We start from the raw sequence: 16,316 nt of genomic DNA on the forward strand, positions 1-16,316 counted from the left end.
CCTTGAAGAGTGGGGAAATCGCCCGGAACCGGGCATTCCCAGTCTACCGGGCGGGTGTCGCCGCGCGGAGCACGCCGTCGTGCAGCTCCAGGACGCGGTCGGCGCGCTCGACGATCGACGGGTCGTGCGTCGACAGCAGCACCGCGAGTCCGTCGTCGTGGGCGATCGATCCGATGAGCTCGATCATGGCGGCAGCGGTGTGCGAGTCGAGCTGACCGGTCGGCTCGTCGGCGAGCAGGATGCGCGGAGAGCCCGCCAGCGACCGGGCGATGCCCACGCGCTGCTGCTGACCGCCGGACAACTCGTTCGGGCGCTGCGATGCGTGCTCGGCGAGCCCCACGCGCTCGAGCAAATGGGCCACCCGGCGTGCGCGCACGTCGGGGTCGGCGCCCTGGATGCGCAGCGGCAGCTCGACGTTCTCCTGCGCCGACAGCGCGCCGATGAGACCGAACGACTGGAAGACGTACCCGATCTCGTCGCGTCGGATGCGGTCGAGGTCGGCCTCCGCGGCATCCGCGAGGTCGATCCCGCCCACCCGCACCCAGCCGCTCGTGGGCGGCTGGATGCCCCCGAGTACGTGCAGCAGCGTGGTCTTGCCCGCCCCTGAGGGGCCGATCAGCACGACGAACTCCCCCGCCGCCAGCTCGAGCGACGCATCGGCGAGCGCCGTGACGTCACCGGCCGGCGTGCGGTGCACGACCGACAGCGCCGATGCCTCGATCACGGTGTCAGCCATCGTTCTGCTCCTCTCCGAGACCGCGCTCGCGACGACTGCGGCGCGTGTCACCCTCGCGCGGCCCATCGGCCGCGTCGAGATCCCCTCCTTCGGCGGGCTTCTCCGCCGCGGTGGTCCGGTCACCCGGCCACACCCCGACGTGGTCGTCTTCGAGCCGCAGCCGAACGCGGTCCCGCAGCGACAGGCGGTCCATGTAGTCGGTCGGCAGCTGCATGCGTCCGACGCGGTCGAGCACCGCGAACTCCTCCGCCATGGCGTGCTCGCGCCCCTCGTCATCGGTGTGCGTCCAGCGCAGCACCTCGGTCGATGTGCGCCCGTCGCGGATCTGCACGGTGCGCTGGACGTGCTCGGACACCGTCGGATCGTGGGTCACGATGAGCGCCGTCGTGCCGAGCTCGCGGTTGACCGCCTCGAAGGTCTGCAGCACCTCCACCGATGTGTGCTCGTCGAGGTCTCCCGTGGGTTCGTCGGCCAGCAGGACGCGCGGATCGTTCGCGAGGGCGACGGCGACGGCCACGCGCTGCTGCTGCCCGCCCGACAGCTCGGCCGGCCGCTGATCGGCGTGCTCCGCCACGCCGACCAGGTCCAGGAGCTCCGCGGCGCGCTCCGGACGGCTGCGATCGCCGCCGATCGCACGCGCGAGCTGCACGTTCTCGAGCGCGGACAGGTACGGCAGCAGGTTGCGGGCGGTCTGCTGCCACACGAAGCCGACGACCGCGCGGCGATAGGTCACGCGCTCGCGCGCCGAGAGCGAGGGGAGATCGCGTCCGGCGACGGTCGCCCTGCCGGCCGTCGGCGCATCGAGCGCCGAGAGGATCGACAGCAGCGTCGACTTGCCCGACCCCGAGGCGCCGACCAGCGCCACGAGCTCGCCGCGCTCGACGAGCAGATCCAGACCCTGCAGGGCCTGCACCTCGATGTCGGCGACGGTGAAGATGCGCACGAGACCCTCGCAGACGATGTCGGGGGCAGCGGGTGCGGTGGTGTTCATCAGTCCTCCTCGGTTCGGAGCACGGCGGGGATGGAGGTGGTGCGGGCGCTGAGCACCCCGCCGACGACGGCGAGGGCCAGAGCGACCACGACGGAGGCGATGAGCGCGCCCGTCAGGATCGGGTCGACCGAGAGGGCCGGTTGCGAGGCTCCACCCGTGAACGGGCGCAGGTCCACCGCGACGAGCACCAGCAGGGGCAGCACGGCGCCGAGCAGGACGCCGCCGACCAGAGCGGTGACCCCGAGCGGCACGAACTCCCACGCGACGATGCCGCGACCCTGGCGCCGGCTCAGGCCCATCGTCCGCAGCAGCGCGATGGTGCGCGAGCGCGCGTCTCGCGACACGCCCGCGACCAGCAGCATCGCGACGACCGACAGGGCGACGGCGAGACTCAGCGCCGCGAACAGCGCGATCCGAAGCGCAGTGATGGCCGGCGAGGCCTGGATCTCGGCCGTGCGGTCCTCGAGCAGCTGCGTCGCGTGGGCCGAGCCGATGATCACGTCGATGCCGGCCGCGACGGACGCGGCATCGGCACCGTCGTCGAGGGCGATCAGGACGATCCTCGGGAAGAAGCCGATCCCCGTCACTGCGCGGTAGTCCTGCGCGTCGACGACCGTGAAGTCGGCCGATGTGCTCACCCCCAGCACCCGGGGGACGGTGTCGACGACCGACAGCGCCGCCCGATCGGACTCGATGAGGCCGGCTCCCACCTGCGACGCCAGTGATGCGGATGCCACGGTGTCGACCGGATCCGTGCCCGGGGCGATCCCGCCCGGGAATCCTCCGTCCAGCGCGCGCTGCACGACCGCGAGCCGGTCGGACTCCGCAGCCAGGACGACCGTCGTCACGCGCTCCCCCTCACCCGCGGTCGTGACGCGGTCGCCCACCAGCACGCCGGCGGCGTCGGCCACCCCCGGAACCTCGCGGATCGCGTCGAGCTGATCGGGGGTGAAGAAAGGTCCCGACACCTGCATGTCGGCGCCCACCTGGCGCTGGGCGGCGGTGGCTGCGCCCTGATCGACGGTGGCGAGCACGAGCGAGGAGAAGACCGCGATCGCGACGGCGACGAGCATCGCGAGGACCGCGGTCGATCCGGCGGCCGCCTCACGGAGGTTGCGGGCGGCACCGACGAGGCCGACCACTCCCGGTCGGCGCGCCATCGCGCGCAATGCCGCCGCAAGGGGGACCGGATGCAATCGCACGACGATGAGGGCCAGGGCGACGGTCGCCAGCAGCGGTGCCGCGATGACGAGAGGGTCGACACCCGCCGTCGCAGGACCGATGCCGCGCACGATCAGCAGGCCCACGGCCATCACGGCCAGCAGCACGACCACACCCTCGAGGATGCTGCGGCCTCGGCGGCGTACCGGCGCGTCGAGGTCGGCGCGACCGCCGGTCAGCGTCGAGGGCCGCAGCGACAGGGCGAGGGACGCCGCCGGGGTCAATCCCACCAGGATCGCGGTGAGGAACGGCAGCGGGCCGGCGTCGAAGGTCGTCAGCAGCACCCCGACGACGATGCCGACGACGGCGGGGGGAAGCCCGACCGCCAGGCCCTCACCGGCGAGCAGCCGCCTGAGCCGCACCAGCGGCGCGCCGCGCGCCGACATCAGCACCAGATCGGCGCGTCGTCGCCGGATCATGAGCACCGAAGCGAGCACCACCAGGGCGACACTCACCGCGAGCGGACCGACCGCGGCGACGGCGAGGATGGCACTGGCGGAGTTCGACCGCGCCAGCGAGGTCTGCAGCACATCGACGACGGTGCTCGAGAAGCGCATGCGGGCGGTGCCGCCGGCATCCATCGGCACCGATTCCGCCGTCGCCCGACGCATCGCCGTATAGAGCGTCGCGGGGTCCTCCTGCGTCGCCGCCACGGAGTCGACCGTGTACCACGCCGTCGTCTCGATCTGCCCGCGCCGCAGCGAGGCGTCGATCGCGGGCCACCCGGCGACGTCGACGTAGGCGGCGCCGGTCGCCTCGGGCCGGCGGTTGCCGTCATCGAAGATCGTCGCGGTGAGGGCGGTCGGCGGCAGGTGCTGCCACCGGTCCGCATCGGGATCGGCCGCTTCGATGAGACCCACCAGCACGACCGACAACTCCACCCCCTGCTGGATGCCGAACTGGGACTGGAGCTCGCGCTCCTGCCCGACCGGCCAGTCCATTCGCTCCGCCCCCGTCGCAGCCAGCACGATCGGAATCGCCGAGGAGCCGTCCCATGCGGCCGGCCACTCCCCCTCGGTGAGAACCGTCGCCGACTGCAGGACCGGGTCCGCCAGCAGCTGCACGTTGCCGTTCGGCGCCACGGGACTCAGCACCTCGGGAACCGCCGCCAGCGCTTCGCTGCGGGTGTACAGCTGGGCGGGTTCGGTGAGCGCCGCCAGCGCCGGCTCGAAGCCTTCGCGGTAGTCGGCGAGCCGTTGCGCCAGGTCGCCGAGCACGTCGGGCGCTCCCGCATCCCACTCGGCTGTCAGCGCGGCATCCGCCGCCGGGCCGAAGTCGGGAGGGACGAGCATCGATCCCGTGAGATCGCGACCCGAGGGCGGCACCTCCCCGATCTGATACGCGACCTCGTCGCGGATCACGCCGACGAGCGCGCGCGGAGCCGCCGTCACCAGGAACGCCGCCAGCGCGGCGAGCGCGACGATCACCAGCGCGGCACTGCGCGGTGTCGCGAAGCGTCGACGCGTGAGGGAGACCAGGCCCGGCGACCGGCTCATTCGTCCTCCCTCACGAGAGGGGCCAACGTCCGCGGCGCGCGGATGCTGGCCGCCACGGCGCAGAAGGCGATCGACGCGAAGCCGACGCCGATGAGCAGCACCGCCAGGTCGGGCCGAAGCTCGACGACGAGCCCGTCGGGCACAGCCACGTAGGCAGCCCGGGCGAGCGGGGGCACGACCAGCCACGCGGTGAGTGTGCCGGCGGTCGCGCCGCCGGCGACCCCCATCGCGATCGCGAAGAGGTCCTCGCTCACGCGCACGCGGCTCGCCCCCGCGCGGCCGAGGCCCATCACCGCGAGCATCGCCAGCTCGCGCGCATCGCCACGGCCGCGCGTGCGGCGCAGCACCAGCACGACGACCGCGAGCGCGACCGCACCGGCAGCCGCCAGCAGGAACGAGACTCCGGTCGCCGCAGCGGACTCGGCCGCGCGCGGATCGGCGACCATGGTGCGCGTGGCCGGCGCGAGCGCGTCGATCTCGGCGACGACGGCCTGCGGCTGGTCCGTCGCAACCCACAGCTCGTTCGGGGCGATCCACTGGGCCGAGCTGAGCGACAGCGCGGCGAGGTCGGTCAGCACCCCCTGCCCGTCCGGGGTGCCCGGAAGCACCGGTATGACCGCAACCAGGTCGAGGTCGGCGTCGAGTCCGAGCGAAGAGAGTCGCAGCGACACGCTGTCGCCCGTCTCCACGGCGAGCGACTCGGCGAGGTCCGCGGTGATGGCCGCCGGTGCCGAGGTCGGCATGGAGTCGACCACGGCCCGCGTCGGCGAGAACTCGAACCCGTCGCCGTGGGCGAGGGTGAACACGAGGCCGGTGCCGTCGGTGGTCACATCCCCCGGCGTGCCGGGGGCCGGGTGCAGCGCCATGAGGTCGACGGGACCGCCGTCCGCATCGACGTCGACGCGCACCCCGGGGGCGTCGTTCCACGGCTGGATGTTCACCGCGGTGACGGCGACGATCGACCACGGTCCGCCGTCCGGCAGCGCGACAGTGGTCGTGCGGTCGTACGTCGGCTCGGTGCGCAACGACTCGCCGCCGTCGGCGGCGTCCTCGACAACGCTCTCGAAGCTCTCCGCCGACGCGACCACGACGCGTCCGCTCTCGTCGAGCAGCCAGACCGAGGCGTACACCGAGGGTGGCCCCACTTCGATGAGCTCGTCGTCGAGCACCACGGGCGGCATGTCCTCGACGCGGATGCGGATGCCGAGTTCGACGGCGTTCCCGGGCAGCGCGATGCCGACGATGTCGGGCGCCAGGTCGGCCGCGAGCGCATCCAGCCCGATCGCCCCGTCGGGATCGAGCATGACGTCCGGCAGGGCCGAACTCTCGGCCGCGAGCATCCGCACCGTCTCCCGGGAGCCGCGGGCGTCGGCGGCAAGCACCCCCATGACGGCGTCGACTGCGTCGAGCTCGGCCACCGGCGGCACGGGCTGGTCTTCGGGAACCGACGTCACGCGCACGTCGGCGCCCACCCGCACCGCCTCCGGTGTGCTTCCCAGCGCGTCCAGTGTGCCCACGTACGAGGCCGCGAGCACCACCGCACCGATTGCGAACGCCACCGTCGCCGTCGGCAGCGCGTGACGCCCGGGCCGCCGCGAGGCCAGTCGGAGCGGTGTCACCGGCGTCACACTCCGACCTCGCGCGGTGAGTGCCGCGACGCCCCGCGCGAGCGGACCGGCCAGCAGCACGGCGAGCAGACCCGCGAAGGCGAGGACGAGGGCGGGCGCGAGCATGACGAGAGGGTCCAGAACCAGGGAGCCGTCCCCGCGTTCGACCATCGGAGTGCCGGCCCGCAGGAACTGCCACGCGGCGACACCGGTGACGACTGCGGCCAGGACCGCCGCCGTCACCCCCGCGGTGAGGGCGACACGGCCCGTGGAGCGGTCGGCGCCGCGCATCGCCGCGATGCAGCCCGCGACGACGGCGACGGCGATCGTGGCGAGGGCGGCGACGGCGGCGACGAGCGGATCGACCGCTATTCCGGCGACGACGGCGACGAGCACCTGTCCGAGTGCCGCCCCGAGCACCGCTCCCATCCCGGCGAACACCGCGGTCTCGACTGCCGTGAGACCCACCAGCGAGCGGCGCCGCGCGCCGCGCGCGCGCAGCAGTCGATGCTCACCGGCCCGCACGCGCACCGGCTCCACGGCCACCGCGGCGACGGTCACGGCCGTCATGAGGGCGAGGACTCCGATGGCGACCGCCGTCGGCCCGCGCCGGACGACGAGTCCGTCACGCACGTCGAGCAGCGTCGTGCGCAGACCGCCCGAGACCTGGGCGTCGGCGTCGGCGCGAGCGTCGATCTCGCGCGACAGATCGGGCAGTCCCGCCACGAGGGCGATCGCGGCATCCCCGCTGAACCGGGCGGGATCGATGAACAGGACCAGTTCTCCGTCGCCGACCTCGGACGACAGCGCACCCGGCGCGCCGATGGCGGCAAGGGCCCCCTGCACCGCCTGCGGCATCTTCGGGGCATCCGCTGCGGAGGCGTCGTAGCGCACGACCACCCGATCACCCCCGTCTCCGGCAGCCTCGACCGCGAGCACCGCGGCACGGGTCTCGACGACGCGGACGACGGCGACCATGCCCGCCACGAGGGCGGCCGCGATCGCCGAGACGACGGCGAGGGCGATCAGCGGGGCGAGGTTCGCCCGGATGCGGGCACGGGCGAAGCCCGCACCGCCGATCATGCGCGCCTGTCGCTCATCATCGTGAGCGACCTGCTACTTGCCGAGGGTGGCCCGGCGCTGCTCGCGGCGCTCTCGCTGCTCGGCAGGGTCCGGCACGGGCACGGCGGCGATCAGGCGCTGCGTGTAGGGGTCCTTGGGGTTGCGCAGGATCTGGTCGCGCGTGCCCTGCTCGACCAGCTTGCCGTTGTGCATGACCGCGATGCGATCGGCGAGCAGGTCGACCACGGCCAGGTCGTGCGTGACGAACAGGCAGCCGAACCCCAGGTCCCTCTGCAGGTCCTGGAACAGCGCGAGCACACGCGCCTGCACCGACACGTCGAGCGCGCTGGTGGGCTCGTCGGCGACGAGCAGCTGCGGCTTGAGCGCGAGGGCACGCGCGATGCCGATGCGCTGACGCTGACCGCCCGAGAGCTCGTGCGGGTAGCGGTTGCGCATCGCGCGCGGCAGCTCGACGGCGTCCAGCAGCTCCTCCACGCGCAGGTTCATCGCCTTCTTGTCGAGCTCGCCTGCCAGCAGCAGGGGCTCGGCGATCGACTCGCCGACAGGGATGCGGGGGTTCAGCGACGACCCCGGGTCCTGGAAGACGATGCCGATGTCGCGGCGGATCTTGCGCAGGTCACCGCCCTTGACCCCGACCATGTCGTGTCCGGCCACGGAGAGCTCGCCCGAGTGCACCGGCATCAGGCCGATCGCGGCACGGCCGATCGTCGTCTTGCCCGAGCCGGACTCGCCGACGAGCCCCACGATCTCGCCGCGGCGGATCTCCAGGTCGACACCGTCGACGGCGCGGAACGCCGGCACCCGGCCGCGCTTGGGGTACTCGATGACGACGTCCTTCATGTGCAGGACGTGGTCGGTGTCGATCCGTTCGGCGAGTTCGTCCGGATCGATCGAGACGGTTCCCAGGTGCGGGACGGCGGCCAGCAGCGCCTGGGTGTACGGGTGCTTCGGCGCGTTGAAGATGTCGGTGATCGAGCCGTGCTCGACGACCTCGCCGTCCTTCATGACGATGACCTGGTCGGCGAGGTCGGCCACGACACCCATGTCGTGTGTGATCAGCACGATCGCCGAATCCAGCTCGGTGTGCAGGCGCCGCATCAGGTCGAGGATCTCGGCCTGCACCGTGACGTCGAGCGCCGTCGTGGGCTCGTCGGCGATGAGCAGCTTCGGATCGTTCGCCATCGACTGCGCGATCATCGCGCGCTGGCGCTGACCACCCGACAGCTGATGGGGGAAGGAGTCGAAGGCCTTCTTCGGATCGGGCATCTCGACCTGCGTCAGCAGCTCGATCGCGCGCGCCGTCGCCTGGTTGCGCCGCATCGACGGGTCGTGCACCTGCAGCGCCTCGACGATCTGGTATCCCACCGTGTACACGGGGTTCAGCGCCGTCATCGGCTCCTGGAAGATCACCGAGATGCCCTTGCCGCGCACCTTGCGAAGACGCGGCGTCGAGGCGCCGATGAGCTCTTCGCCCGCCAGCTTCGCGCTGCCGGTGGCACGGCCGTTCGCGGGCAGCAGCCCGAGGACGCCCATCGAGCTCGTGCTCTTGCCCGAGCCGGACTCGCCGACGATGGCGAGGACGTCACCCGGGTTGAGCGTGTAGTTGACTCCGCGGGCCGCGGAGACCCACTCGCCGTCGACCCAGAAGTCGATGCCGAGATCGCGCACTTCGAGCACCGGTGCGGTGCCGTTCTGCGTGTTGCTCACGTGCTGAGGCCTTTCAAAGCGTCACGCCGCGTCTGCGACGATAGAGGGATGTCCGAAGCGCATGTGCTCCGCTCCCGATTCGGTCGGATTCTGGCGGGGTCGATCGGCGCCGTCTGTGCGGCCGCGGCGATCATCCTGATCATCCAGTCGCCGCCCGACGCCTGGCGCGTCGTGCCGCTGCTGGCGCTGCTGGCCTTCGCCGCGTGGGCCGCCTACTGGGCGCCGTACGTGCGTGTCGACGACGACGGCGTCGCCGTCGCGAACGTCTTCCGCACGATCCATGTGCCGTGGGGTCAGATCCAGCGCATCGACACGCGGTTCGCCCTGACGCTGTACACCAGCCACGGGCGCGTGTCGGCGTGGGCTGCTCCCGCCCCCGGTCGTCACGCGCTGCTGTTCACCCAGCGCGAGCAGGGCAAGCATCTTCCCGAGACCAGCTACCTCGACGGCACCGTGCGTCCGGGCGACCTCGTCGGCAGCGACTCCGGTGCGGCGGCCTACGTCGTCCGACGCCAGTGGGAGAAGCTGCGTGACGCGGGCGCGCTCGTCGACGACGGCGCTCCGCGCGACGTCCGCCTGCACATCGCCACCATCACGACCGGTGCGCTCCTGGTGGTCGCCGTGGTGCTGAGCATGGTGTTGTAGCAGCATCCGCATCACCGCCTGCCGTCGGCGGGATCGTCCGGCTGACCCGCCGTGACGTCCGCACCCACGCGGTCGGCGCCGCGCGCCGCCCACCAGCGCCGCATCTCCTGCCACGGGCCGTTGAAGTTCGGCACGCGCTTCTGACGCGGGTCGAACGCGTCGCGCAGACCGTCACCGACGAAGTTGATGCACAGCGCGATGATGATGATGAAGACACCCGGCCACCAGAACAGCCACGGTCGCGTGGAGAATGCACCCTGGTACTCGTTGATGAGCTGGCCGAGCGAGATGTCCGGCGGCCGGATGCCGAAGCCCAGGAAGCTCAGCGACACCTCGATGAGGATCGCCGCGCTCATGAGCAGCGTGGCATTGACGACGATCACACCGACGGTGTTCGGCAGGATGTGCTTGAAGATGATGCGGCTGTCGCTCGCACCCGCCACTCGGGCGGCATCCACGAACTCGCGTTCTCGCAGGGCGAGGAACTCGGCGCGCACTAGACGCGCGAGGCCCGTCCAGGCCAGCGCACCCAGCAGCACGCCGATCGTCACGGCGTTCCCGCCGTAGGTGACCGCCAGCACCGCGCCGAGGACCAGGATCGGGATGATGATGATCACATCGGTGAAGCGCATCAGCGCCGAGTCGATGAAGCCGCGGTAGAAGCCCGAGACGGCACCGATGACCGAGCCGATGACGGTCGCCAGGATGCCGGCGAGGAACACCACCACCAGCGACTGCTGCGTGCCGCGCATGACGCGGGCGAACATGTCCTTGCCGAGGTCGTCCTGGCCGAAGGGGTGCTCGCCGAGCGAGAACGGCCACAGCGTGATGGTGGGCTGGCGGCCGTTGACGATGTCGTAGCGCGTCCACCAGTCCTTGTTCCACCAGCCGGGGATGCGGAACCCGTCGATGACGAGCTGCCCCGTGGCGGGATCGATCTTGTAGCTGCCGCTTCCGCCGATGACGGTGCCCACCGACGAGTAGGCGAGGATCACCAGCAGCGCGAACACGATCAGCGAGATCACGGCACCGCGGTGGCCGAAGAACCGCTTGCGGACGATCGCACCCTGGCTGAGACCGGCGACCGAGCGCTGCTCGATCGACATCTCCTGGCCGCGGTCGTCACGGTGAAGCGACTCGAAGTCGTCCTCGTTCGGGAGCAGTTGCTGCGGATTCGACTCCTGCGTCATCCGCTCGTTGTTGTAACGGTCGTTCGACATGTCAGCTCACCCGGATTCGCGGATCGAGCGCCGAGTACAAGAGGTCGGCGATGATGTTGAAGATGACGGCGAGGGTACCCGTGACGAGGAAGAAGCCCATCATGAGGTTCACGTCGATCGCTCTCAGCGCATCGGAGAAGACCGCACCCATGCCCTTCCATGCGAACACCGTCTCGGTGATCACCGCCCCGCCGATCAGACCGCCGAAGTCGAACGCGATGATGGTCGCGATCGGGATCATGGCGTTGCGGAAGGCGTGACGGGTGACGACGATGCGCTCCGACAGGCCCTTGGCGCGCGCGGTGCGCACGTAGTCCTGGTTCATGACCTCGAGCAGGCTTGCGCGCGAATAACGCGTGTACGCGGCCAGCGAGATGATCATCAGCGTCAGCGTCGGCAGGATCATGTGCGTGAGCGAGTCGAGCATCTGCAGCCAGTAGTCGTCCGTGCGGTCGATCGCCGGCGTCGAGGCCCCGATCGTCGAGATCACACCGCTCGAGAGCGGGATGATCGACTCGTACGTGCTCCAGCGCTGGAACATCTGGTCGAACACGAGCGGGATGGTGCCCAGTGCCGCGGCGAGGCCGACGATCCGAGCGAGGTACGGCTTGCGGTCGCCGCCGAAGAACCAGCCCACCACGACGCCGATCGCGGCGAGGATCACGACGGTGATCGCGATCGTCCACCACGCGTTGCCGAAGAAGAACAGGTACTGCAGCGGGTAGTACAGCGCGACGGGGGCGACGACGGCGGCCAGTCCGAAGGCCGTCAGCGCCTTGCGATCGCGAAGCCCGGACGTCAGGCTCGCGACGATCAGCGCGTTGCCCATCGAGAAGAGCGCGACGCCGACGATGCCGATCGACGGCTGGGCGAACCAGTCGGTGATCGCCAGCAGCGCCACCAGGATGCCGGTGGCCAGGCCCGTGAACACGAAGGTCTTGATGCGGGTCGACAGGCTTCCGCCGACGATGGCCATGAAGACGAAGCCTCCGACCAATCCCAGCACGATCGGCATCCACCACGGGATCACCGGATTGCCCAGGAACTGGTTGAACGCGATCGCCCCGTACTGCTTGAGGAGCACCGCGACCCAGAACACCGGCAGCGAGTAGAAGACGAAGGTCGCGAAGGTGACCGTGTAGTCGTACCCGCTGTACTGGCGGAGGGCCGTGGTCATACCGATCGCGACGCCGAAGAGGATGGCGAGGATGGTCGCGGCGGTGATCAACTGCAGTGTCGATCCCATGGCCGTCGCGATGACTTCGGTCACCGGCAGTTCGCCGCGGGCGACCGAGATACCCAGGTCGCACTGTCCGATGAGGCATCCGGCAGCGCCGCCGAGCCACTTGAAGTATCGGAGAACCGGGGGGGTTTCGAGGTCGAGCTTCTCGGTGAGGTTGGCGATCTTCGCCTGAGCGTCGGGATCGCGACTGCCTCTGAGCTCGAGGAGGGGGTCGCCCGCGTTGGCGGTCAGGACGTAGACGACGAACGACGCGACAAGGAGGACGAGAAGGGTGGCGACGAGGCGCCGGGCAACGAAGGAGAGCACCGAATGTCCTTACACAGATTCGACATGGCCGGTGGGCCGGACGCTCGCGCATCCGGCCCACCGGGTGTGGCGACGGCTGCTTACTCGGCGGCCGCGCCGGACACCGGCGCCCACTCCCAGAAGTTCCAGAAGTAGTACGGAGCCAGCGGCGCGGGGGCGATGCCCTCGACGCCCTTGTCCCATGCGGTCAGACCGGGGAACTGGAAGATGGTGATGCCGTAGCCATCAGCCCACAGCTCCTTCTCCACGTCGATGAGGATCTGCTGCTGCTCGCCCTCATCCAGCTCGGTCTCGAGGTCCTTCAGGCGCTGGTCGACGACCTCGTTGGAGTACCCACCGAAGTTCGACGGCTGGCCGGTACCGAGGTACTGGTCGCTGCCGGTCAGCGCGAGGCTGGTCGACGCCCAGGCGAAGATCACCGCGTCGTGCGGGTTGACCGGGAAGGCCGTGGTGTCGGTGAACTCCCAGTTGGGCTCGGAGTCGTCGACCACGTCGAAGCCGGCCAGCGCGGCCGAGGTCGCGATCAGCTCGTACTCGGCGGCACGACGGGCGTTGCCCTCCGGGTACCAGAACTTGACCTCGACCGGACCGGTCACACCGGCGTCGGCGAGCAGCTGCTTCGCACCGTCGATGTCGACCTCGGCGAACTCGGCCGAGCCGTTCTCGGTGACGATGCCGTCGTAGAACGGCGAACCGGGGATGGTCAGCGTGGAGTCGCGGACCTCGGCGGTCGGGTTCAGCGGGTGGATCAGCTTCTCGAGGATCTCCTGACGCGGGATGGTCTTGAGGAAGGCGATGCGGACCATCTGCGCCTTCTCCTCGTCGCCACCGTAGGTCGCCGGGTCGAACGGACCACCGTTGTTGAACGTCAGGTCGACGTGCTCGTAGGTGGCCTCGTCACCGGTGTAGTACTCGGCGGTGTCGGTCGCCTGGACGAGCTCGAGCACGTCCGGCGTGGGCTGACCCGACGCGACCTGCACGTCCTGGTTCTGCAGCGCCTGGACCTGAGCGGTCGGGTCGGCGATCTGACGCACGGTGATGCGCTGGTACTTGGGCGACGGGCCCCACGCGAAGCTCTCGTTCGCGACGAGGGTGACGTAGTCCTCCTCGACGAGCTCCTCCACGATGTAGGGGCCGTACGAGAGGTACTTCAGCTCGTTGTCGGGCGTGTTCGCCGACTGGAAGTCGCTGTTCCAGACATCCGCGACCGGGGTCAGCCAGTCCACGTCGTCGTTCTGGACGGCCTCGACGAACTGGTCCTTGGCCTCCTGCGGGTCCTCGATGTCGGGGTAGGCGAGCATCACCGCGGCGTGCGCGGCGACCTGGCCGACACCGAACTGGACCTCCCAGTCGACGAACGCCTTGTCGTAGACGAGGGTCAGCTTGCGGTCGTCGATCTCGGGGAGCTGCGTGGCGAGGTCGGGACGCGGGTTGGCGTGGTTGAAGAGGTAGGTCTCACCGTCTTCGCCCTCGGTGGTGAACGCTCCGAAGGTCGTCACCCAGGCGAGCAGCAGGTCGGCCTCGTCGACCGCGGTGCCGTCCGACCACACGACGTTGTCGTTGATCGTGTACTCGACGGTCAGCGGGTCGTCGCTGGTCTTCTCGTACGAACCGAAGTCGGTGTTCTGCACCAGGTCGGGCGAGTCGTTGTAGTAGTTGAAGCTCGCCGAGGTCATGTACTCGATGTTCGAGTTGGCGACGTTGTTGCCGGCGGTGCTGTCGGTGTTGAAGTTGTCGACGATGTCATTCCAGGACACCGTGATTTCGGTGTTCTCGATGACCTCAGATTCGTACGGGACCGAGCATCCGGCGAGGACGAGTGCCCCAGCCGCAACGACGCCCACTCCGGCACCCAGACGTGTGATCTTCACGCTGAATTCCTCCATGTGCAAGGGATGTAGGGATGTGCTGACGCCACACACGGCGACGTCGGCACGGATAGGAAGAACCATAGGCACGCTTACCGCGTTGATCAAAACTTCCAGCCAAAACGTTACATGGCCTTAACCGAACCGGGATGTGGTGTGGCAATCTGACAAGGTGGCGGAGATCACGCAGCAGAGGTCGCGTTCCCGCCTGTGGTGGGAGATCGCGATCGTCCTGACGCTGACGATCGGTCAGAACGCCGTCTATTCGGTGCTGCAGCTGGTCCGCCGCCTCACGCTCGAGGTGCCGCTGTCGGACCAATCCGCGCAGCTGAACCCGGTCCGCCCCGACCAGGCGATCTGGGACGCCGTCTACCTCGTGCTCAACGTCACGTTCGACTTGGCGCTGGTCGCGCTCGTCGTCTACCTGCTCTGGGAGCCCGGCTCGAACGCGCTGCGGCGCATCGGCCTCGACTTCAGCCGCTTCGGCGGAGACCTGGGGCGCGGGGCGCTCCTGTTCGCGGTGATCGGCGTGCCAGGACTCGCACTGTATGCGGCATCCCGGATGCTCGGGCTGAACGTCGCGGTCGCGGCATCCAGCCTCGACGCGGCGTGGTGGACGATTCCGCTGCTCGTGCTGTCGGCGGTGCGCGCCGGCCTGTACGAGGAGGTCATCGGCGTCGCGTGGCTGTATGACCGCCTGCGGCGGCTGGGCTGGGGCTGGTGGACGATCATCCTGTCGACTGCGGCGCTGCGGGGGGCGTATCACGCGTATCAGGGCTTCGGTGCGATCGTCGGCAACTTCGCGATGGGCGTCGTGTTCGGATGGTGCTACCGCCGGTGGGGCCGCATCATGCCGCTCGTGATCGCCCACGCGCTGCTGGACATCGTCGCGTTCGTCGGCTACCCCGTGGCCGCCGCGCTGTGGCCCGGTGTGTTCGCCCCCGCGCCGTCCCCCTCCCCCACCGGCACCCCGTCCCCGTCCCCGACGCCGACGCCCTGACCGCCTGACCGCCGAGAATCGGCATCCCGGCCGAGAATCATGACCGCGCCGGCGATTCTCACCCGGGCCGCTGATTCTCAGGGCGACGTCGCGAAACGGCGGCTCCTCCACAGGCCGAGGAAGGGGCCGATCCGTCCACAGTCGCGTGCAAGCCAGGTCTGTGGAACGCCCGGGCGTCGCAGTCTGCTTCGCATGACCAGGTCCTTCGTACCGAGCCCGGTGCCGCTGATCGTCGCCTCGGACGATGACATCGGCCCTCAGCCTCGACGCGACCTCGGCCTGACTCGCATCCGCCACCGGGTGTATGCGCCAACGGATGCCTGGCGCGCGCTGCCTCCGTGGGATCGATACCTGGCCCGGGTCCATGCACTCGCGACGGTACGGCCGGAGTCCGTCTTCTGCCTCGAGTCGGCCGCATCGCTGCACGGTCTGCCGGTCTTCGGCGAACCGCGTCAGCTGCACGTGATGGACACGCAGTGGCCGACATCCCATCGCTTCGGCGATGTCGTGCTGCACACCAGCCGCGACTCCCGGCACGTGGTCGAGGTCGGGGGCGTGAGGGCCACAGGCGCAGCGGATACCACGGTCGACCTGGCTCGCGCGCTACCGCCGGCATTCGGACTCGCCGTCGCAGACGCAGCGGTCTCGACGCGCCAGCTGGGCACGTGCCTTCTGGAGGAGCTGATCTCCATCGGTGATCGGCAGTGCAACCGACGCGGACGCGCCCGCATGAGGTGGGTGTGGTCGAGCGTCGACGACCGCTCCGAGTCGTCCGGCGAATCCGTGAGTCGCGCGGTGATCCAGTGGCTGGGGTTCCCCGAGGCCGAGCTGCAGGTCGGATTCCACCTGGAGGGTTTCCACGATCGCGTCGACTTCTACTGGCCGCGATGCCGGGCGATCGGCGAGTCCGATGGCTACGGCAAGTACGGCGATATCCGTGACCTGGTCGCAGAGAAGCGCCGCGAGGACCGCCTTCGTCGCCACAGCGACGGGTTCGCGAGGTGGGACTGGGGCGACGTGATGCGCGTCGAGCCGCTCAAGCGAGCGCTGCTCGGCGCCCGCATCCCGCTGGTGCGAGCACCGCAGCCGGTCATGCTCGCGACACTTCGGACCAACCCCCGCTCACTCCCTCCCCGGTGAGAATCGGCGCGCCGACCGACAATCACCGGCATGCTGCTGATTCTCATCCGGTG

The 16,316-nt window shown here is 70.0% G+C and carries 11 protein-coding genes; 3 read left to right on the forward strand and 8 right to left on the reverse strand.

From position 1 onward, the window contains the following. Positions 1-43: 43 nt before the first annotated feature. Genes ABD663_RS04365 through ABD663_RS04385 form a run of 5 tightly spaced genes read right to left on the reverse strand, consistent with a single transcriptional unit; the run spans position 44 to position 8,841 of the window. Complete coding sequence (locus ABD663_RS04365) at positions 44-736, reverse strand: ABC transporter ATP-binding protein (protein ID WP_344736649.1); 693 nt, start codon at positions 734-736, stop codon at positions 44-46. Next, entirely contained in the window at positions 729-1,727 is a 999-nt protein-coding gene (locus ABD663_RS04370) for an ABC transporter ATP-binding protein (protein ID WP_344736650.1), read from the reverse strand. The genes ABD663_RS04365 and ABD663_RS04370 overlap by 8 nt, the downstream gene beginning before the upstream one ends. Continuing rightward, positions 1,727-4,444, reverse strand: a complete 2,718-nt coding sequence (locus ABD663_RS04375) for an FtsX-like permease family protein (protein ID WP_344736652.1) — start codon at positions 4,442-4,444, stop codon at positions 1,727-1,729. The genes ABD663_RS04370 and ABD663_RS04375 overlap by 1 nt, the downstream gene beginning before the upstream one ends. Next, positions 4,441-7,134, reverse strand: coding sequence for an FtsX-like permease family protein (locus ABD663_RS04380; RefSeq protein WP_344736653.1), 2,694 nt, complete (start codon positions 7,132-7,134; stop codon positions 4,441-4,443). The genes ABD663_RS04375 and ABD663_RS04380 overlap by 4 nt, the downstream gene beginning before the upstream one ends. A 33-nt stretch (positions 7,135-7,167) precedes the next feature. Next, on the reverse strand, positions 7,168-8,841 hold the full coding sequence (locus ABD663_RS04385) for an ABC transporter ATP-binding protein (protein WP_344736654.1): 1,674 nt from the start codon (positions 8,839-8,841) through the stop codon (positions 7,168-7,170). Between the two features lie 48 nt (positions 8,842-8,889). Between ABD663_RS04385 and ABD663_RS04390 the strand changes: the two genes are divergently transcribed. Then, positions 8,890-9,486, forward strand: a complete 597-nt coding sequence (locus ABD663_RS04390; protein WP_344736655.1) for a PH domain-containing protein — start codon at positions 8,890-8,892, stop codon at positions 9,484-9,486. 11 nt (positions 9,487-9,497) lie between these two features. Here the strand turns inward: ABD663_RS04390 and ABD663_RS04395 are convergent, their stop codons facing one another. The 3 genes from ABD663_RS04395 to ABD663_RS04405 all read right to left on the reverse strand — a co-directional run bounded on the left by ABD663_RS04395 (position 9,498) and on the right by ABD663_RS04405 (position 14,126). Further along, entirely contained in the window at positions 9,498-10,592 is a 1,095-nt protein-coding gene (locus ABD663_RS04395) for an ABC transporter permease (protein ID WP_344736926.1), read from the reverse strand. Positions 10,593-10,707: 115 nt separating this feature from the next. Continuing rightward, the gene (locus ABD663_RS04400) at positions 10,708-12,255 is read right to left on the reverse strand and encodes an ABC transporter permease subunit (RefSeq protein WP_344736656.1); all 1,548 of its coding nucleotides are present in this window, start codon (positions 12,253-12,255) and stop codon (positions 10,708-10,710) included. 80 nt (positions 12,256-12,335) lie between these two features. Beyond that, positions 12,336-14,126: an ABC transporter family substrate-binding protein gene (locus tag ABD663_RS04405; RefSeq protein WP_344736657.1), complete on the reverse strand. Its 1,791-nt coding sequence runs from the start codon at positions 14,124-14,126 to the stop codon at positions 12,336-12,338. A 169-nt stretch (positions 14,127-14,295) separates the two neighbouring features. Between ABD663_RS04405 and ABD663_RS04410 the strand changes: the two genes are divergently transcribed. Further along, positions 14,296-15,123: a CPBP family intramembrane glutamic endopeptidase gene (locus ABD663_RS04410; protein ID WP_344736658.1), complete on the forward strand. Its 828-nt coding sequence runs from the start codon at positions 14,296-14,298 to the stop codon at positions 15,121-15,123. Positions 15,124-15,315: 192 nt separating this feature from the next. Beyond that, positions 15,316-16,263 (forward strand): hypothetical protein, encoded by a 948-nt coding sequence (locus tag ABD663_RS04415; RefSeq protein WP_344736659.1) that lies wholly within the window; start codon positions 15,316-15,318, stop codon positions 16,261-16,263. Positions 16,264-16,316 lie beyond the last annotated feature (53 nt).

The organism is Microbacterium awajiense (assembly GCF_039536545.1).
In the GTDB taxonomy this organism is placed as follows: Bacteria; Actinomycetota; Actinomycetes; order Actinomycetales; family Microbacteriaceae; genus Microbacterium; species Microbacterium awajiense.